The sequence below is a fragment of the Microbacterium natoriense genome (assembly GCF_030816295.1).
GTDB lineage: Bacteria > Actinomycetota > Actinomycetes > Actinomycetales > Microbacteriaceae > Microbacterium > Microbacterium natoriense_A.
In genome coordinates this window covers 1,818,957-1,836,929 of the sequence record NZ_JAUSXV010000001.1, presented here as the reverse complement: position 1 = coordinate 1,836,929, position 17,973 = coordinate 1,818,957, and the positions used below count along the sequence as shown (strand labels likewise).

Genomic DNA, 17,973 nt, shown 5'->3' with positions numbered 1-17,973 from the left:
GGCATCGGTTAGGCTCCTCGGCATGGCAGATGCTCCACAAGTCCTGCGTTACAGCGCGTTCGCGGCGACGCCGGACGGCGGTAACCCGGCGGGAGTGGTGCTGGAGGCCTCAGGCCTCGACGACGCGGATATGCAGCGCATCGCAGCGGATGTCGGCTACTCGGAGACGGCGTTCGTCGTCGGCCGCAGCGACGCCGACGGCGAGCAGCGCTTTCGAGTGAGGTACTGGTCGCCCGCCGCAGAGGTGCCGTTCTGTGGTCATGCCACGGTCGCCACGGCGATCGCTCTGGCCGAGCGCGACGGCGCGGGTGCCGTGGTCTTCGACACGAACACCGGCGCCGTCGCCCTCCGATCCTCCGCCGATGCGGCCGGGGGCTTCACTGTGTCGTTCACCAGCGTCGAACCCGAGGTGCGCGATCTGGACCCCGCGGTGCGCGACCGGCTGCTCGCACTGCTGGGCCTCGCCCACTCCGACGTCGACTCGCGCTTTCCCGTGCAGGAGGCGTTCGCGGGCAACTGGCATCCGATCGTCTTCCTCGCCGATCGCGAGCTGTTCCACCAGTTCCGATTCTCACCCGCCGAAGTGGCGGCATTGATGCGCGAACAGGGCTGGCTGGGCACGGTGACGGTGCTGCACGCGACGAGTCCCTCGGAGTACGAAGCCCGCAACCTGTTCCCGGTCGGACGCATCACCGAAGACCCTGCGACAGGCTCGGCGGCGGCCTCGACAGGCGCCTATCTGCGCGAGCGCGGCCTCGCAGGACAGACGATCCGCATCCGCCAGGGCGCGCACGTCGGACGCCCGAGCGAACTCGTCGTCGACATTCCGAAAACGGGCGGCATCGAGGTGTCGGGCGGGGCCACGCGCATCGTCTGACACGGGCGCCCCGCCCTGACCGCTTCAGGACTGCTGGTTCGCCGCCGCGTAATCGGGCAGCTCTTGCAGGGTCCAGGTGTTGCCGTCGGGGTCGTCGAACCACACGAACCGGCCCCAGCCGAGATCTTCGACGCCCTTCGTCGCCACGCCGACCGCCTCGAGCTGCGCCTTCGCCTCATCGGCGTTCGGCACCACCACCTGGATCGTCTTCTGCTGCCCCGGCTCGAGCGGGATGTCGAGCCCCGTTCCGAACGCGATCGAGCACGCCGAGCCGGGAGGGGTCATCTGCACGAACCGCAGACCCTCCTGCGGCGTCTGGTCGTGATCGGGGTTGAACCCGATCTTCGTGTAGAAATCCTTCGCCCGGTCGACATCGGTCACCGGGACGAAGATGAGTTCGATCTTCCACGTCATATCTCGCGCACCTCCATCGCGGGAGCCTCCCGCCTGGGTGACAGGGTACGCCGTGTCACCGACATCGCATCGGATCCGCCGCGAGCGTGCGAACCGCTCAGATCCACCCCTTGTCGAGGGCGATCCGTACCGCCTGAGCCCTGTTGCCTGCACCGGTCTTGCCGATCGCGGCCGACAGATGGTTTCGCACGGTGCCTGCGGAGAGGAACACGTCGGCCGCGATCGCCGCCGCCGATCGGCCGTCCGCCGCCAGCCTCAGCACCTGCCGTTCGCGTTCGCTGAGCGGGTTCGCCCCGTCGAACAGGCTCTCCTCGGCGAGCGCCGGGTCGAGCACGCGCATGCCCGCGTGCACGCGGCGCACGGCATCCGCCAGCTTCTCGGCCGGGCTGTCCTTGACGATGAACCCGCTGGCGCCCGCGTCGAGCGCAGAGCGCAGATAGCCCGGCCGCGCGAACGTCGTGACGATCAGCACCCGCGTGCCCGGATTCGTCGCACGGAGAGCGCGCGTCGCCTCCACGCCCTCGAGGCCGGGCATCTGGATGTCCATCAGGCAGACATCGGGGGCGAGCTCATCCACGAGGCGCAGCGCCTGCGCGCCGTCGGCGGCGAGGCCGACCACCTCGAGATCGGCCTCGAGATCGAGCAGTGCGCCGAGCGCTCCGCGCACGAGGGCCTGGTCGTCGGCGATGACGAGGCGGATGCTGCCGCTCACCATGTCACCTCCACCCGGGTGCCGCCGGACTCTCCGGGGGCGACGACGAACGACGCCCCCGACGCCGACGCCCGTTCCCGCATGCCACGGATTCCGTTGCCTTCGCGCGTCCCCGGCCCTGGGCCGTCGTCGATCATCGCGAATCGTCCCGGCGCGATCTGCACCTCGACACGGCTTGCGCTGGCGTGCCGCAGCGTGTTCGTCGTGGCTTCGCGCAGGATCCAGGCCGCGGTGAGCGCCTGCGCCGCAGACAGCGCGCCTGGCGTCCCTTCGATCGTGAGCGCGACCTCCCCCGCCTGCAGGGCGTCGCGGCTCGACGCGAGCTGCTCGACGAGCGTCGTGGCCCGCGCGCCCGCGACCGTGGACCGCACACCGGCGATGGCCTCCGCCGTGAGCGCCTCGATATCGGCGAGTTCGGCCTTCGCACGCTCAGGATCGGTGTCCATCAGACGCCGCGCGAGCTGCGCTTCAGCCCGACGACCGTGAGCGAGTGGCCGATCAGGTCGTGCACGTCGCGGGCGACCGCCTCCCGCCCCTCGCTCGTGGCCAGTTCGAGTCCGAGCCGGTCGGCCTCGGACGAACGCAGGATCAGCCAGGTCGAGACCGTGTTCACCGTGCCCAGCAGTGCGACGATCGCGAGGACCGACAGATAGTTCATGCCGCCGGGAAGCAGGAACACGCACAGCGCGGTCACCGTGACGCACGCGATCACCGTGATCCAGTGCCAGAGGCGGGTGAGCCCGTACGACGCGAAGGACATGATGAAGGGGAGGAAGCTCAGCGCCGATCCGCCCTCCGCCGGCACGGATGCGAGCGTGCACACGATCAGGAGCGCGAAGGTGACCCACTGGCGGGGTGCCACCGGCCCCCCGAGCCGGCCGTGCCGCATGCCGTACATGAAGCCGGCCACGTACAGAACGACGAAGGTTCCGAGGGCGACCCAGCCGACCACGACCCACCCCGTCGACGCATCAGAGCCGATCAGAGCGAGGACGGGGTACGCCAGGAACACCAGCCAGATCACGGCCATCAGCCACCCGAACCGCGCCCACGGATCCTTCACGAATGCGGCTCGTGTGCCCGGCATCGCCCAGGCGGCCGGAGGCGCACCGCCCGCGGCGAACCTGGCGACGTCGTCTCGATGAGAGCTCATGCGTCCAACCTACTGACGCGCACGCGACCGCTTCGCCCCCGCCATGACGAGCACGGAGAACAGCGAGACCCACACCACGACGTTGAGCACCAGCATCCACGGCTGATCGGTCTGACCCGTCGTCAGATGCCCCTCCGTGAGCGGCCATCTGCTCAGCGCCACGAATCCATACAGCGGAGCGAAGCGCGCGATGTCGAGCATGAGTCCGTCGAGCGGCATGAACACGTTGCCGAAGAACGCGAAGAACGTCATCGAGATCGATGCGAGGGCTGTGGCGGAGTCGCCGTTGAAGTACAAGCCGACGCCGAGGCCCCACAGGCCGTAGATCAGTCCGAGCCCGAGGATGATCCCCGCCGTCGCGAGCCAGCGCCAGGCGTCGTCGACCTCGGCTCCGGTCAGCATGCCGGCGATGAACACACCGAGCACGGAGAACGCCGCGTAGGCGACGGCGGTGAGCAGCTTGGTGAGCGCGTAGCCCGTCGTCGTGAGCGGAGACATCGCGAGCTGGCGCCCCCAGCCCTGCTTTGCCTCGGTCGCCGCGAGGGATGTCAGTGAGCTCATGGCCACTGCGCATCCGTACGCGGCCATCGAGGTCATCACGTAGAACGCGACGTTGCCGTTCCCTGCCGACAGCGTGCCGTAGCTCGACGTGGCGCCGAACAGCAGGTACATCGCGATCGGCATCGCGAGCGTGAAGGCGAGCGTGTAGGGGTTGCGCAGCTGGCGCACGGCCTCGATGCGCAGCATGGTGGGTGAGAGAAGCATCGGTCAGTCCTCCGTGAGAGCGGTGAAAGCGGTTTCGAGAGTGGGCGCGGCGATCTCGAGGTCGTGCGCGCCGGCCTCGAGAAGGGCGCGCGCCGCGGTGTCGGAGTCGGCGGCCCGCAGACTGAGCCGATCAGCGTCGAGACGGATGCCGATGACCCCCGTGATCGCCGCCACGCGCGCGACGATCGAGTCGCGGTCTCCAGACGGCAGCGTCGCCGCGACCGTGCGCTCGCCCAGATTCGCTCGAAGCCGCGCGGTGGCTGCGTCGGCGACGATCGTGCCGCGGTGCATCACCACGGTGCGCCGCGCGAACTGCTCGGCCTCTTCGAGGTAGTGGGTGGCGAACACGATCGTGCGACCGGCATCCGCGTCGGCCCGCATCACGTCCCAGAAGTGGCGACGCGCGGTGACGTCCATGCCGGCGGTGGGCTCGTCGAGGACCAGGATGTCGGGATCTGGCACCATCGCGAGCGCGAACTTGACGCGCTGCTGCTCCCCGCCCGAGCACTTCGACACCTTTCGTGCGGCGAGGTGCGTGAGATCGGCGCGGCTCATGACGTCGGGAACCCTGCTGAGGGCCGCCCGTCCGTGCAGGGAGGCGATGAGTTCGACGGTCTCGCGCACGGTGAGGTCACCCAGCAGGCCGCCCGTCTGGAGCACCGCCGCGATGGATCCCGACTTCGCGGCCGCATCGGGGTGGCCTCCGAGCACTGCGACCGAGCCGGAGCTCGGTGCGGTGAGGCCGAGCAGCATGTCGAGGGTGGTCGTCTTCCCCGCGCCGTTCGGTCCGAGCAGGGCGACGACCTCGCCGCGCTCGACGCGGAGCGTCACTCCGTCGACCGCCTGGACCCGCCGGTCTCCGGAACCGAAATGGCGCCGCACGTCGATCAGTTCGATCACGGCGGATGCTGCACCTGATGTCTTCATGACTCCAGCATCCCGAGGTGGGCTTCGGTCCGCCTCGGGATGCTGTCACGTCTTCGCCATGACATCTGTCATGACCGTCGCCTAGGCCCGTCAGGATGCGGGAAGGAAAGCACCACCGAGGAACTCGGCCAGTCCGTCGACGTCCTCCAGCGGCAGGATCGCCGCGACGTACTGGTCTGGCCGCACGACGACGACCACACCGTCGCGAGACAGGTCTCGAGCCTCGAAGATGTCGGTCTCGGTCCATTTCGACGGGCCGGCCGCGTACACCTTCTCCCAGTCGGTGAGCCGCAGCGGCCCGGTCTTCGGCTGGAACAGCGCAGGGGCCGACGTGACCTCGAGCTCCTCGAACGGCCGCTGATACACGGCCTTGACGTCGAACACCGCGTCGACGTCGCCATCGGCCGGCGTGAACCGATCGAACACCGCAGCCGCGGCATCCGCCCAGGCTTCCAGCGACGAACCGTCACGGTCGCCGAATGCGTACACGCGCCAGCGGCCGTCGGCCCTGGCGTGATGGCCCAGGTGGATGACGTTGCCGTCACCGACCCGCACGACCTCGGCCGACTTGAACCGCTTGCCCAGCGGGAAGCCCGCGGCGAGATCCTGGTGCGCATCGGTGCCGGTGATCATCGACGAGGTGTACTGCGTCATGAACCCGGACGGGAACTCCGCGGTTCCGAGATAGAAGGTGGCGAGTTCGTTGGGGTCCGAGATCTCCTCGGGCTTGCGCGCCATCAGGCTCGACCACTCGCGGTCGAAGTCGATGAGCTGCTGCGCGACAGGGCGGCGCTCGGCTCCGTAGGTCGCCAGCAGCGACGCGGCGGCCCGGCCCGTCAGCACCGAACCCAGCTTCCAGCCGAGGTTGAAGCCGTCCTGCATCGAGACGTTCATGCCCTGTCCTGCTTTGGCGCTGTGCGTGTGGCAGGCGTCGCCGGTGAGGAACACGCGCGGGTTCCGATCCGTGCCCGTCGCGTCGTCGAAGCCGTCGGTGACGCGGTGCCCGACCTCGTACACGCTGTGCCAGGCGACCTGCTTCACGTCGATCGAGTACGGATGCAGGATCGCGTTCGCCTTGCGGATGATCTCCTCGACGGGAGTCTGCCTGACCCGATGATCGTCATCCTGCGCGACCTCGCCGAGGTCGATGTACATCCGGCTGAGGTATCCGCCCTCGCGCGGGATGTGCAGGATGTTGCCCGCTTCCGAGTTGATGGCGCACTTCGTGCGCCAGTCCGGGAAGTCGGTGTTCACGAGCACGTCCATGACACCCCACGCGTGCGCGGCGCTGCCGCCGACGTGGGTGCGGCCGATGGCCTGACGTACGCCGCTGCGTGCGCCGTCGCAGCCCACGACGTACCTGGCGTGGACGATGCGCTCGGCCCCGTTCTGACGAACGGCCACCTCGACCGGGTACTCCCCTTCTTCGTGGACCGTGAGACCGAGGAATTCCACCCCGTAGTCGGGCACGATGCGGCCTGGACCGTCGGCGGCCGCCTCGGCGAAGTAGTCGAGCACGCGCGCCTGGTTCACGATGAGGTGGGGAAACTCGCAGATGTCGTACGCGTAGTCGGCTGTGCGCGCAGTGCGGATGATCTCGTCGGGCCTCTCGGGGTTCGGTCCCCAGAAGTTCATCCAGCCGATGTTGTAGGCCTCGGCCATGATCCGCTCCGCGAAGCCGAAGGCCTGGAAGGTCTCCACGCTGCGAGGCTGGATGCCGTCGGCCTGACCCAGCACGAGTCGGCCCTCGCGCTTCTCGATGATGCGCGTGGTCACGCCAGGGAACTGCGACATCTGGGCCGCGAGCAGCATGCCCGCCGGGCCGGATCCGACGATGAGGACGTCGACCTCATCGGAAAGATCGACGGGGCGATCGGAGACGCCGGCAGGAAGCACACGGGGATCACCCGAGACATAACCGTGGTGGTGGAACTGCATCGTCGTCGATTCCTTCCGGACGTCACTGTCGAGGTCTTGCACTGCCGAACGTTCTGTTCTATATTCGAACAGGCTGTTCTACTATTGAACACAGCTTAGAGAGCGTCGCCGCCGAGCGCAAGGAAGCCCGCATGCCTGAAGCCAAGAACCCCGCCTCGCAGACGCTCAGCCGCGGCATCCGCATCCTCGAAGAGCTCGCGGATGCACGCACCTCGCTCACGATCGACGAGATCGCGGGCCGTCTGGGCGTGCACCGTTCGATCGCGTACCGGCTGCTGCGCACGCTGGAGGATCATCGACTCGTCAGCCGGGACACCACCGGCGCCGTTCTGCTCGGCGCCCGCATGGCCGCCCTCGCCGCCGGAGTCGCGCACGATCTCCAGGCAGAGGCCCTCCCCGAGATCACGGCGATCGCGAACGAACTCGGGATGACCTGCTTCCTCGCCGTTCTCGACGGCGACGACTGCATCACCCTCGCGAGCATCGAGCCGCGCCACGCGGTCGCGAGCGTCGCCCAGCGGCCCGGAGCCCGGCATCCGATCACGGTGGGCGCCCCGGGGAAGGCGATCCTGATGCAGTTGAGGGTCGCGGAATGGCCGTCGGATGCCGCAACCAGCCTGCACGCCGAGGTCGAAGCCGCCCGAGCCCGGGGCTACGCCACGAGTCACGACGAGGTCATCCCGACCGTGCAGTCGGTCGCGGTACCACTAGCCCTTCGTGGCCAGCGGCCCGCCGCGATCGCCGTCGTGCACGTCGCCACGAGCATCGACGACGCCGAGATCGCCGCCCGCCTGCAGCGCTCGGCGATCACGATCCGCGAAGCGCTCGAAGGCTGATCAGACCAGGCGGTAGTCGGGGATGCTGTCATCTGTCGCGAACGCATCGGTCATCCACATCATCGTCCGGAGCATCAGCGGGTTCCTGAAGGTCCAGTCCCTCATCCGGATGCGCGACACCGACGGCGGCGCGAGGAACGACCCCGCGTTGCCCGTCCGTGCGATCCTCGTGGGCTTGCGCATCCGGCGGTCGTAGGCGCTGAACGCCGCTTCGTGATCGCCGCGCGCCGCGACGAGTTCGCCGGCGAGCACATAGGCGCCGAGCAAGGCGAGACCGGTGCCGAAACCGCCGAGGGTGTTCGCGTATCCGGCGTCGCCGACGAGTGCCGCTCGACCCCGCGTGAACGCCGACATCCGCGTGCGGGTCAGTGCGTCGAGGTAGAAGTCCGGTGCGGTGCGCGCCGCCTCGAGGGCTGCGGCGGTGCGCCAGCCCTGTCCCTCGAAGGCCGCCTCGAGGAATGCGCGCTGCGACTCGAGGTCACGGCGATCGTAGTCGGCGCGCGGTGCCCGGAACACGAAGAGGGCTGGCGCCTTCTGGCCCCCGAGAAGCAGGAGCCGATTCGGCGTGGTGAATCCGTATGCCACGGCGCGGCCGTTCGGGAGGACGGTCTCCAGCCCGCCCAACGGCACCCGACCGCTCGCCACCGCGTAATAGTGGCCGCGCGCGTCGACGAACTCCTCCTCTGGCCCGAAGGCGAGGCGGCGCACGGCGGAGTGCACGCCGTCCGCACCGAGAACCAGATCGAACCGCTGGGCGGCCCGGCTCGCGAACGCCACCTCCACGCCGTCGGACTGCTCGGTCATCGAGACGATCTCATCGCCGAACACATACTCGGCGTCGCCCCCGGTCGAGCGATGAAGGATGCCTGCGAGATCGCCCCGGAGAATCTCGATGTCTCCGCCGATGAACTCACCAGGCACGACGGCGCGCACGCGATCATCCGCGTCGACCAGTCGCCAGTCGGTCTTCGCGGTCTGCTGAGCCCGGACGTCGTCGAGGATCCCCATACGTGTCAGAAGTTCGAGGTGCGTGCGCCCTTTGAAATCGACCGCCTGCCCGCCGGGCCGCACAGCCGACGACTTCTCCACGACGGTGACGTCGAAGCCGTTGCGGCCGAGCCAGCGCGCGAGCGCGGGACCGGCGATGCTCGCGCCGGATATGAGGATCCTGGGGGCGGTCATGTTGGACTCCTTCACGAATTAACTGCGTCCTACGGACACAATACATAATCGCGTACCATGGACGCAATTAATGGAGGAGTTCACACGTGACCGTCCCCGAAACGAACCAGGCACCGGCATCCGACGCCGGCGTGCTCTGGAACACACCCGCACCCGCTCGACGCGGGCCCAAACCACGGCACACGCGTGAGAGCATCACCGACGCAGCCGTCGCGCTCGCGAATGCCGAAGGGCTCGACGCGGTCACCATGCAGCGCGTGGCCGCAGACCTGGGCACGACGAAGATGGCGCTGTACCGCTACCTTCCGGCCCGCGCCGATCTCGACGCGGCGATGCTCGATCGGGCGCTCGGCGCACCTCCGTCACGCGTGCCAGAGGGCTGGGAGCAGTCGTTGACCGCCTGGACCCGTGCTCTCTTCGCCCGCGCGCTCGAACGCCCGTGGTCGGTCGAACTCGCGCAGCGCCCGCATGTGCCGGGTCCGCAGGAACTGACCTGGTACGAGGCCGGTCTCGAAGCGACGGTCGGCCTGCCGCTCACCGGCGGCGAGCGCCTCGACCTTCTCGCGCTGCTCTCGGGACACGCACTGTCGCTGGTTCGACAGCAGGCGGGCTCCGCCACGCCGGAGACGGATCTATCCACCCGCCTGACCCCACTGCTCGCGGCGCACGCCGACCGCTTTCCGCAGACGGCCGCGGCCTTCGCCGAGGCTGCGGAAGACGGCGGCAGCGGCCGCGACGAGGCCCTCGACTTCGGAGTGCAGCGCGTCCTCGCGGGCGTCGCGGCCCTCGCAGCGCAGCGCAGCGCCTGATCCCGGGCGTGCAGCCGGTCGAGAGCAGCTGCCCGCGTCATCTCGTCGGGAGCAGCAGCCGGCCTCCCGGCGCGTCGCGGCGAATCGGCCCGACGAACGGGAATCGACCCGACGAAACGCACGTTCCGCGAAAGCGCCGGCCCGGACACGCACGCCGTGCGCGTCCGGGCCGACCGCGATCGAATCAGGCCTTCGCGACTCCGTAGATCGGGCTCACCGACTGCTCGGCCTCGTGGTCGGGCCCCAGCGGAATTCCCGAGCGATCGCGCAGGAGCAGCGTCGCCACGAGTCCGATGAGCGTCATGCCGGCCAGGTACCACGTGACCGCCTGCGTCGAGCCGGTCGCCTGCACGATCGCCGTCGCGATCGTGGGCGCGAACGCGCCGCCGGCGATCGCACCGATCGCGTAGGAGATCGAGACGCCCGAGAAGCGGATGCTCGCCGGGAACAGCTCCGAGTACAGCGCCGCCTGCGGGCCGTACGTGAAGCCGAGGCCGATCGTCAGGATGGCGAGTCCCGCGAACAGCGCACCGATCTGGCCCGTGTTCACGAGCGGGAAGAGCGCGAACACGCCGATCAGCTGAAGGACCCAGCCGATGATGTAGGTCGTGCGGCGTCCGATCCGATCGGAGATCCACCCTGCGAAGAGCGTCGAGATCAGCCACGTCACGGCCGATCCGGCGACCGCCCAGAGCACGGGTCCCCGCTCGAGACCGATCGGCCCCTCCGGGTTCGTCGCGTACCCCTGGATGTATCCGCCCGTGGTCATGTAGCCCACGGCGTTGTTGCCTGCGAACACCAGCGCGGCGATGATCACGAGAAGCGAGTGCTTGGCGAAGAGCTGCACGATCGGCATCCTCGCCTTCTCCTTGCGCTCCGCCAGCTCCTGGAACACCGGGCTCTCCTCGACCTTGCGGCGCACGTAGTAGCCGACCAGGATCAGCACGACGCTGAGCAGGAACGGTACGCGCCACCCCCAGGCCATGAACTGGTCGCCCGGGGCGACGATCGTCATCAGCGCCATCACGCCCGACGCCAGCAGCAGGCCGAGCGGCACACCGATCTGCGGCGATGCGCCGAACACTCCTCGCCGGGTCTTGGGCGCGTGCTCGACCGCCATCAGCACGGCTCCGCCCCACTCCCCTCCTGCGGAGATGCCCTGCAGTATGCGCAGCAGCACCAGCAGAACAGGGGCCGTGATGCCGATCGCCTGATACGTCGGAAGGACGCCGATCAGGGCGGTCGCCGCTCCCATCAGGATCAGGGTCCACATGAGCACGGTCTTGCGCCCGAGCTTGTCGCCGAAATGACCGGCGAGGAACGCGCCGAGCGGACGGAACAGGAAGCTCACGCCGACCGTCGCGAAGGCGATCAGCCCGCTGTTCGCGCCGAGCGGTTCGAAGAACAGCTGTCCGAAGACCAGGCCGACGGCCGTGGCGTAGATGAAGAAGTCGTACCACTCGACCGTGGTGCCGACGACGGTAGCGAAGACGACGCGGCGGCGATCGGCCGCTGTCGCGATGGTGCCGGTGGGGGTGAACCCGCCGTATGACTGCCCTGTCATGGGTGTCTCCTTTGCTGGTGACTGCGTTGTCACGGCGCACTTCCGAAGGGGAAACGAGGTGCTTGCCGAGGGATGAAGCGATGATATATGATTTCGAATACGACGCACAAGGCATCGACGACGAGCGCGAGGAGGCGCATCCGTGACGGCATCCATCCCCCGCCCCGGCAAGATCATTGCGATCCATCTGAGCTACGCCTCCCGCGCCGACCAGCGCGGCCGGCGCCCCGCATTCCCCTCGTACTTCTTCAAGCCGACGAGTTCGCTCGGCACCTCCGGCGGCGTCGTCGAACGCCCTGCGGGCACCGAACTGCTGGCCTTCGAGGGCGAGATCGCCCTCGTGATCGGCACCACCGCCCGTCGTGTCGCCCTGGACGACGCCTGGTCGCATGTCGGCTGGGTCACCGCGTCGAACGACCTCGGCCTCTACGACCTTCGCGCGAACGACAAGGGGTCGAACGTCCGCTCCAAGGGCGGAGACGGCTACACGCCGCTCGGTCCCGAGTACATCGACGCGAGCACGGTCGATCCGGCGGCTCTGCGAGTGCGAGCCTGGGTCAACGGAGAGCTCCGCCAGGACGACATGACCGCGGGCCTCATCTTCCCGCTCGCGCAGCTCGTCGCAGACCTCTCTCAGCACTTCACGCTCGAACCCGGCGACGTGATCCTCACCGGCACCCCCGCCGGCTCATCGGTGATCGTGCCCGGCGACGTGGTCGAGATCGAGGTAGACGCTCCCACGGCGCCGGGCACCCCGTCCTCGGGAGCGCTCGTCACGACGGTGACACAGGGCGAGGTGCCCTTCGACGACCGGATCGGTTCGCTCCCGGCCGTCGACGACCTGCAGCGCACCGAGGCGTGGGGCTCACGCGAGGCCGCGGGGCTCCCGCCGGTCGATGATGAGCCCGCGCTCTCCCCCGAGCTGCGCGCCAAGCTGCTCGAGGCGCCCACCGCCGGGCTCTCCGCCCAGCTGCGCAAGCGCGGTCACCACTCCTGCTTCATCGACGGCGTCTCGGCGAACATCCCGGGCACGAAGATCGTCGGCACAGCCAAGACGCTGCGCTTCGTGCCTTTCCGCGAAGACCTGTTCGCACGTCACGGCGGCGGTTACAACGCGCAGAAGCGCGCCTTCGATGCGGTGAACGAGGGCGAGATCATCGTGATCGAGGCTCGCGGCGACGACAGCACCGGCACCCTCGGCGACATCCTCGCCCTGCGCGCGAAGGCTCGGGGCGCTGCCGGAGTCGTCACCGACGGCGGCGTCCGCGACTTCGACGCCGTCGCGGAGATCGGCCTGCCGGTGTTCTCGCAGGGCGCCCATCCCTCGGTGCTCGGGCGCAGACACGTGCCCTGGGACGTCGACGTCACGATCTCGTGCGGCGGCGCCACCGTGCAGCCCGGCGACATCATCGTGGGCGACGGCGACGGTGTGATCGTCATCCCTCCCGCCCTCGCCGAGGCGGTGGTCGAAGACGCCCTCGCACAGGAGATCGAGGATGCCTGGATCGCCGAGCAGGTGGCCGCGGGCCATCCGGTCGACGGCCTGTTCCCGATGAACGCCGAGTGGCGAGCGAAGTACGACGCGGCGACGGGCCCTTCGACGAGCTCAGGGACCCAGAAGTGACGGCCGTCGCGAACGCCAGCAAGTCGGAGCAGGCCTACGCCTGGATCCGCTCACGCATCTCGGCGCACGCCTTCGGGCCCGGCTACCGCCTCGTCCTCGGCTCGATCGCCGACGAACTGAACATGAGCGTCGTACCGGTCCGCGAGGCGATCCGGCGTCTCGAGGCCGAGGGCCTGGTCACCTTCGAACGCAACGTCGGCGCGCGCGTGACCCTGGTCGATGAGAGCGAATACGCCCACACGATGCAGACGCTCGGACTCGTCGAGGGCGCGGCGACCGCGCTGTCCGCTCCTTTCCTCAACGCGACGGCGCTCGCTCAGGCAGCGGAGGTGAACGAACGGATGACGCGGATGCTCGATCATCTCGACGCCCATGCCTTCACCGAGCTGAACCGCCAGTTCCACACCGTGCTGTTCGAGCCATGCCCGAACCCGCACCTGCTCGACCTCGTCCACCGCGGTTGGGCGCGGCTCTCCGGCATCCGCGACTCGACCTTCGCCTATGTGCCGGGGCGCGCCCGGCATTCGGTCGACGAGCACACCCACATCCTCGAGCTCATCCGCGAGGGCGCAGACCCCCTCGAGATCGAGCTCGCCGCCCGCAACCATCGCTGGCGCACGAGGGACGCTTTCCTCGACGCGCTGCACACCCGCATCGCCCACACTCCTGGAGAAGGCTCATGACCGATTCCCGCATCCCCGCAGACCTGCCCGACCACATCCAGCACTACATCGACGGCGCTTTCGTCGACTCGATCGACGGCGACACCTTCGACGTGCTCGACCCGGTGACGAATCAGACCTACACGACCGCGGCCGCCGGCAAGAAGGCCGACATCGAGGCGGCCGTCGCCGCAGCGAAGCGAGCGTTCGACGAGGGACCCTGGCCGCGGATGCTGCCGCGCGAACGCAGCCGCGTGCTGCACCGGATCGCCGACATCGTCGAGTCGCGCGACGCCCGCCTCGCCGAGCTCGAATCCTACGACTCCGGCCTTCCGATCACCCAGGCGCTCGGCCAGGCCCGCCGCGCCGCCGAGAACTTCCGCTTCTTCGCGGACCTGATCGTGGCCCAGTCCGATGACGCCTTCAAGGTACCCGGCAAGCAGATGAACTACGTCAACCGCAAACCGATCGGGGTCGCCGGCCTCATCACGCCGTGGAACACCCCGTTCATGCTCGAATCGTGGAAGCTCGGCCCCGCACTCGCGACCGGCAACACGGTCGTGCTGAAGCCCGCCGAGTTCACCCCGCTGTCGGCATCCCTGTGGGCTGGCATCTTCGAAGAGGCCGGTCTCCCGAAGGGCGTCTTCAACCTCGTGAACGGACTCGGCGAGGACGCCGGCGACGCGCTCGTGAAGCATCCCGACGTTCCGCTGATCTCGTTCACCGGTGAGAGCCGCACCGGGCAGATCATCTTCGGCAACGCCGCGCCCTTCCTCAAGGGCCTCTCGATGGAGCTCGGCGGCAAGTCGCCCGCCGTCGTCTTCGCCGACGCCGACATCGAGGCCGCGGTGGACGCCACGATCTTCGGCGTCTTCTCGCTCAACGGCGAACGCTGCACCGCCGGTTCGCGCATCATCGTCGAGCGCTCGATCTACGACGAGTTCGTCGAGCGATACGCCGCACAGGCGAAGCGCGTCAAGGTCGGCTACCCCCACGATCCGGCGACCGAGGTGGGAGCGCTCGTGCACCCCGAGCACTACGACAAGGTGATGAGCTACGTCGAGATCGGCAAGAGCGAGGGTCGCCTCGTCGCCGGCGGCGGGCGCCCTGAAGGTTTCGACGAGGGCAACTTCGTCGCCCCGACGGTCTTCGCCGACGTCTCCCCCGACGCGCGCATCTTCCAGGAGGAGATCTTCGGACCGGTCGTCGCGATCACTCCGTTCGACTCCGACGAGGAGGCTCTGGCGCTCGCGAACAACACCAAGTACGGACTCGCCGCCTACATCTGGACGAACGATCTCACCCGTGCGCACAACTTCGCGCAGTCGGTCGAGGCCGGCATGGTGTGGCTGAACTCGAACAACGTGCGCGACCTGCGTACCCCGTTCGGCGGTGTGAAGGCATCGGGTCTCGGCCACGAGGGCGGCTACCGCTCGATCGATTTCTACACCGACCAGCAGAGCGTGCACATCACGCTCGGCGGAGCCCACAACCCGACGTTCGGCAAGAACTGATCCATCTTCCCCCGTTCGTTGAGCGAGCGAAGCGAGACGAAACGCGTCGATCCTGCAGGAAACTGCGTTTCGTCTCGGTCGCAAGCTCCCTCGCTCAACGACCGGCATCCGACATCCACGCAAGGACGCTGACATGACCAACCGCGATGACATGACGCTGACCTCCTCAGGCTTCTACGTGAGCCAGGAGGCGCCCATCCATCCCGACAACCCGACGCCGACCCCGACGAGCACGCCTCCGGACGTGCTGCGCTGCGCGTACATGGAGCTCGTGGTCACCGACCTCGCCGCGTCTCGCGTGTTCTACGTCGACGTGCTCGGTCTCTACGTGACGGAGGAGGACGACGAGGCGATCTACCTGCGATCCACCGAGGAGTTCATCCACCACAACCTCGTGCTGCGCAAGGGACCTGTCGCGGCCGTCGCGGCGTTCTCGTACCGGGTCCGCTCGGCCGAGGACCTCGACCGCGCCGTCGAGTTCTACACGGAGCTCGGCTGCGACGTCCGCCGCAACCCCGACGGGTTCGTCAAGGGCATCGGCGACTCCGTGCGCGTGGTCGACCCGCTCGGCTTCCCCTACGAGTTCTTCCACGCGACCGATCACGTCGAGCGGATGTCGTGGCGCTACGACCTGCACATCCCCGGCGAGCTCGTGCGCCTCGACCATTTCAACCAGGTCACCCCCGACGTCCCCCGCGCGGTGAAGTTCATGCAGGACCTCGGATTCCGCGTCACGGAGGACATCCAGGACGAGGAGGGCACCGTCTACGCCGCGTGGATGCGTCGCAAGCCCACCGTGCACGACACCGCCATGACGGGCGGCGACGGGCCGCGCATGCACCACGTGTGCTTCGCCACGCATGAGAAGCACAACATCCTCGCGATCTGCGACAAGCTCGGGGCCCTCCGCCGTTCCGACGCCATCGAGCGGGGCCCCGGTCGCCACGGCGTGAGCAACGCCTTCTACCTGTACCTGCGAGACCCCGACGGTCACCGCGTCGAGGTCTACACGCAGGACTACTACACGGGCGACCCGGACAACCCGGTCATCACGTGGGACGTGCACGACAACCAGCGCCGCGACTGGTGGGGCAACCCGGTCGTCCCGAGCTGGTACACGGATGCATCGCTCGTGCTCGACCTCGACGGCAACCCTCAGCCGGTCGTCGCGCGCACCGACTCCTCCGAGATGGCCGTCACGATCGGCGCCGACGGGTTCAGCTACACCCGCGCGGACGAGCGTGAGGGAAAGCTCGGCAACCAGCTGTAGGACCACTGGTCGTTGAGCGAGCGGAGCGAGACGAAACGCGGTGAGGACCGGCACGACCTCGGGTCACGCGAACCATGAAGCGTTTCGTCTCGGTCGCTCCGCTCCCTCGCTCAACGACCGAAAAAGGACGAAGGAGGAACGGATGCTGTCAGCAGACACGATCGCGCAGATCGCGGCGGAGCTCGCCGAGGCCGACCGCACGCACGGTGTGATCCCGCGCATCACCGCCCGGTACCCCGAGGCCACGGTCGAGGACTCGTACGCGATCCAGGGTGTATGGCGGGATTCTCAGATCGACGCGGGACGCCGGCTCGTCGGACGCAAGATCGGGCTGACGTCGAAGGCGATGCAGCAGGCCACTGGGATCACCGAGCCCGACTACGGTGTGATGTTCGACGACACCGTGTACGAATCAGGCGCCGAGATCCCCGTCGACCACTTCTCGAACGTGCGCATCGAAGTCGAGCTGGCGTTCGTGCTCGAGCGTCCGCTCGAGGGCCCCGACTGCACTCTCGACGACGCGCTCGCGGCGATCGACTACGCCGTGCCCGCTCTCGAGGTGCTGAACTCGCACATCGAGCTCGAGGGCCGCACGATCGTCGACACGATCAGCGACAACGCGGCCTACGGCGCGATGGTGCTGGGCACCGTGCACAAGCGTCCTGACGAGATCGATCTGCGCTGGGTGCCCGGTCTGCTCTTCAAGAACGGCGAGATCGAAGAGACCGGAGTCGCCGCCGGGGTCCTCAATCATCCGGCCACCGGCGTCGCGTGGCTCGCGAACAAGTTCCATCAGCACGGCGCGCGTCTCGAGGCAGGGGAGATCATCCTGGCAGGATCGTTCACGCGCCCGATGTGGGTGACGCGCGGCGACGAGGTGCTGTGCGACTACGGACCGATGGGAACGATCGCATGCCGCTTCGTCTAGATTCCTCTTTCCGCGAGCAGATCGCGGCATCCGACCGCTCGCTGATCGGGGTGTGGGCCTGCTCGGGCAGCCCGCTCGTGACCGAGGTGGCGGCAGGATCCGGCGTCGACTGGTTGCTCATCGACATGGAGCACTCGGCGAACACCCTGGAGAGCACGCTGCTGCAGCTGCAGGTCGCGGCCGCATACCCGGTGGCCCCGCTCGTGCGGGTGCCGTCCAACGACGCCGTCGCGATCAAGCAGGTGCTCGATCTCGGTGCGCAGAATCTCATCGTGCCGATGGTGTCCTCGGCCGACGAGGCCCGCGCGGCGGTCGCCGCCACCCGCTATCCGCCGGAAGGCGTGCGCGGTGTCGGCAGCGCCCTCGCCCGCAGCGCCCGCTGGAATCGGGTCGAGCGCTACCTGCAGGAGTCGGCGCTGCACACCTCGCTGACCGTGCAGATCGAGACCGCGGCGGGCGTCGATGCCGCCGCCGAGATCGCCTCGGTCGACGGCGTCGACGCCGTGTTCGTCGGCCCGTCAGACCTGTCGGCGTCGATGGGGCTGCTGGGCCAGCAGACCCACCCCGAGGTCGTCGCAGCCGTCGAGAGCGTGTTCCGCGCGGTCAAGGGCGCCGGCAAACCGGTCGGCGTGAACGCCTTCGATCCGGTCGCCGCCGACGCGTACATCGCTGCGGGGGCGGACTTCGTCGCGGTCGGGGCGGACGTCGCGCTGCTCGCACGGGCGACCGAGGCTCTCGCCGCACGCTTCGTCCCGGCGTCCGACGACTCGCACCGCGCCAGCTACTGAGCCCACGACG

18 protein-coding genes are annotated in these 17,973 nt (G+C 68.6%); 9 read left to right on the top strand and 9 right to left on the bottom strand.

Annotation, left to right across the window (positions count from 1 at the left end):
• The first annotated feature begins 22 nt into the window (after positions 1–22).
• Positions 23–877 (top strand): PhzF family phenazine biosynthesis protein, encoded by an 855-nt coding sequence (locus tag QFZ53_RS08360; RefSeq protein ID WP_307295387.1) that lies wholly within the window; start codon positions 23–25, stop codon positions 875–877.
• A gap of 24 nt (positions 878–901) precedes the next feature.
• Here the strand turns inward: QFZ53_RS08360 and QFZ53_RS08355 are convergent, their stop codons facing one another.
• The 7 genes from QFZ53_RS08355 to QFZ53_RS08325 form a co-directional block, all read right to left on the bottom strand.
• The gene (locus QFZ53_RS08355) at positions 902–1,291 is read right to left on the bottom strand and encodes a VOC family protein (protein WP_292906466.1); all 390 of its coding nucleotides are present in this window, start codon (positions 1,289–1,291) and stop codon (positions 902–904) included.
• Positions 1,292–1,388: 97 nt separating this feature from the next.
• Entirely contained in the window at positions 1,389–2,006 is a 618-nt protein-coding gene (locus QFZ53_RS08350) for a response regulator transcription factor (RefSeq protein WP_307295384.1), read from the bottom strand.
• Positions 2,000–2,449, bottom strand: coding sequence for a sensor histidine kinase (locus tag QFZ53_RS08345; protein WP_307295381.1), 450 nt, complete (start codon positions 2,447–2,449; stop codon positions 2,000–2,002). The genes QFZ53_RS08350 and QFZ53_RS08345 overlap by 7 nt, the downstream gene beginning before the upstream one ends.
• A complete protein-coding gene (locus QFZ53_RS08340) occupies positions 2,449–3,156 on the bottom strand; it encodes a hypothetical protein (RefSeq protein ID WP_307295379.1) in 708 nt (235 codons plus the stop codon). The genes QFZ53_RS08345 and QFZ53_RS08340 overlap by 1 nt, the downstream gene beginning before the upstream one ends.
• Before the next feature lie 9 nt (positions 3,157–3,165).
• Positions 3,166–3,921, bottom strand: coding sequence for an ABC transporter permease (locus QFZ53_RS08335; RefSeq protein ID WP_307295377.1), 756 nt, complete (start codon positions 3,919–3,921; stop codon positions 3,166–3,168).
• Positions 3,922–3,924: 3 nt separating this feature from the next.
• Positions 3,925–4,848 (bottom strand): ABC transporter ATP-binding protein, encoded by a 924-nt coding sequence (locus QFZ53_RS08330; protein ID WP_307295375.1) that lies wholly within the window; start codon positions 4,846–4,848, stop codon positions 3,925–3,927.
• A gap of 90 nt (positions 4,849–4,938) precedes the next feature.
• Complete coding sequence (locus QFZ53_RS08325; RefSeq protein ID WP_307295373.1) at positions 4,939–6,786, bottom strand: FAD-dependent monooxygenase; 1,848 nt, start codon at positions 6,784–6,786, stop codon at positions 4,939–4,941.
• A 131-nt stretch (positions 6,787–6,917) separates the two neighbouring features.
• Here QFZ53_RS08325 and QFZ53_RS08320 point away from each other — a divergent pair, with 131 nt between their 5' ends.
• Positions 6,918–7,622 carry an IclR family transcriptional regulator gene (locus tag QFZ53_RS08320; protein WP_307295371.1) on the top strand — a complete coding sequence of 235 codons (705 nt, stop codon included), beginning with the start codon at positions 6,918–6,920 and terminating at the stop codon, positions 7,620–7,622.
• Here the strand turns inward: QFZ53_RS08320 and QFZ53_RS08315 are convergent, their stop codons facing one another.
• A complete protein-coding gene (locus QFZ53_RS08315) occupies positions 7,623–8,804 on the bottom strand; it encodes an FAD-dependent monooxygenase (RefSeq protein WP_307295369.1) in 1,182 nt (393 codons plus the stop codon).
• Between the two features lie 86 nt (positions 8,805–8,890).
• On the opposite strand from QFZ53_RS08315, the gene QFZ53_RS08310 reads away from it, so the two are divergent.
• Positions 8,891–9,613: a TetR/AcrR family transcriptional regulator gene (locus QFZ53_RS08310; protein ID WP_307295367.1), complete on the top strand. Its 723-nt coding sequence runs from the start codon at positions 8,891–8,893 to the stop codon at positions 9,611–9,613.
• Positions 9,614–9,797: 184 nt separating this feature from the next.
• Here QFZ53_RS08310 and QFZ53_RS08305 read toward each other — a convergent pair whose 3' ends face one another.
• Positions 9,798–11,177, bottom strand: coding sequence for an MFS transporter (locus QFZ53_RS08305; protein ID WP_307295365.1), 1,380 nt, complete (start codon positions 11,175–11,177; stop codon positions 9,798–9,800).
• Positions 11,178–11,319: 142 nt separating this feature from the next.
• Between QFZ53_RS08305 and QFZ53_RS08300 the strand changes: the two genes are divergently transcribed.
• From QFZ53_RS08300 to QFZ53_RS08275, 6 genes are all read left to right on the top strand, one after another.
• Complete coding sequence (locus QFZ53_RS08300; protein WP_307295363.1) at positions 11,320–12,801, top strand: fumarylacetoacetate hydrolase family protein; 1,482 nt, start codon at positions 11,320–11,322, stop codon at positions 12,799–12,801.
• Positions 12,798–13,484: a GntR family transcriptional regulator gene (locus QFZ53_RS08295; RefSeq protein WP_307295361.1), complete on the top strand. Its 687-nt coding sequence runs from the start codon at positions 12,798–12,800 to the stop codon at positions 13,482–13,484. Before QFZ53_RS08300 ends, QFZ53_RS08295 begins: the two co-directional genes overlap by 4 nt.
• Positions 13,481–14,977, top strand: a complete 1,497-nt coding sequence (hpaE, locus tag QFZ53_RS08290) for a 5-carboxymethyl-2-hydroxymuconate semialdehyde dehydrogenase (protein ID WP_292910435.1) — start codon at positions 13,481–13,483, stop codon at positions 14,975–14,977. Before QFZ53_RS08295 ends, hpaE begins: the two co-directional genes overlap by 4 nt.
• A gap of 133 nt (positions 14,978–15,110) precedes the next feature.
• A complete protein-coding gene (hpaD, locus tag QFZ53_RS08285) occupies positions 15,111–16,247 on the top strand; it encodes a 3,4-dihydroxyphenylacetate 2,3-dioxygenase (protein WP_307295357.1) in 1,137 nt (378 codons plus the stop codon).
• A gap of 142 nt (positions 16,248–16,389) precedes the next feature.
• Positions 16,390–17,175: a fumarylacetoacetate hydrolase family protein gene (locus tag QFZ53_RS08280; protein WP_307295355.1), complete on the top strand. Its 786-nt coding sequence runs from the start codon at positions 16,390–16,392 to the stop codon at positions 17,173–17,175.
• Positions 17,160–17,963, top strand: coding sequence for an HpcH/HpaI aldolase family protein (locus tag QFZ53_RS08275; RefSeq protein ID WP_307295353.1), 804 nt, complete (start codon positions 17,160–17,162; stop codon positions 17,961–17,963). Before QFZ53_RS08280 ends, QFZ53_RS08275 begins: the two co-directional genes overlap by 16 nt.
• The last annotated feature ends 10 nt before the right edge of the window (positions 17,964–17,973 follow it).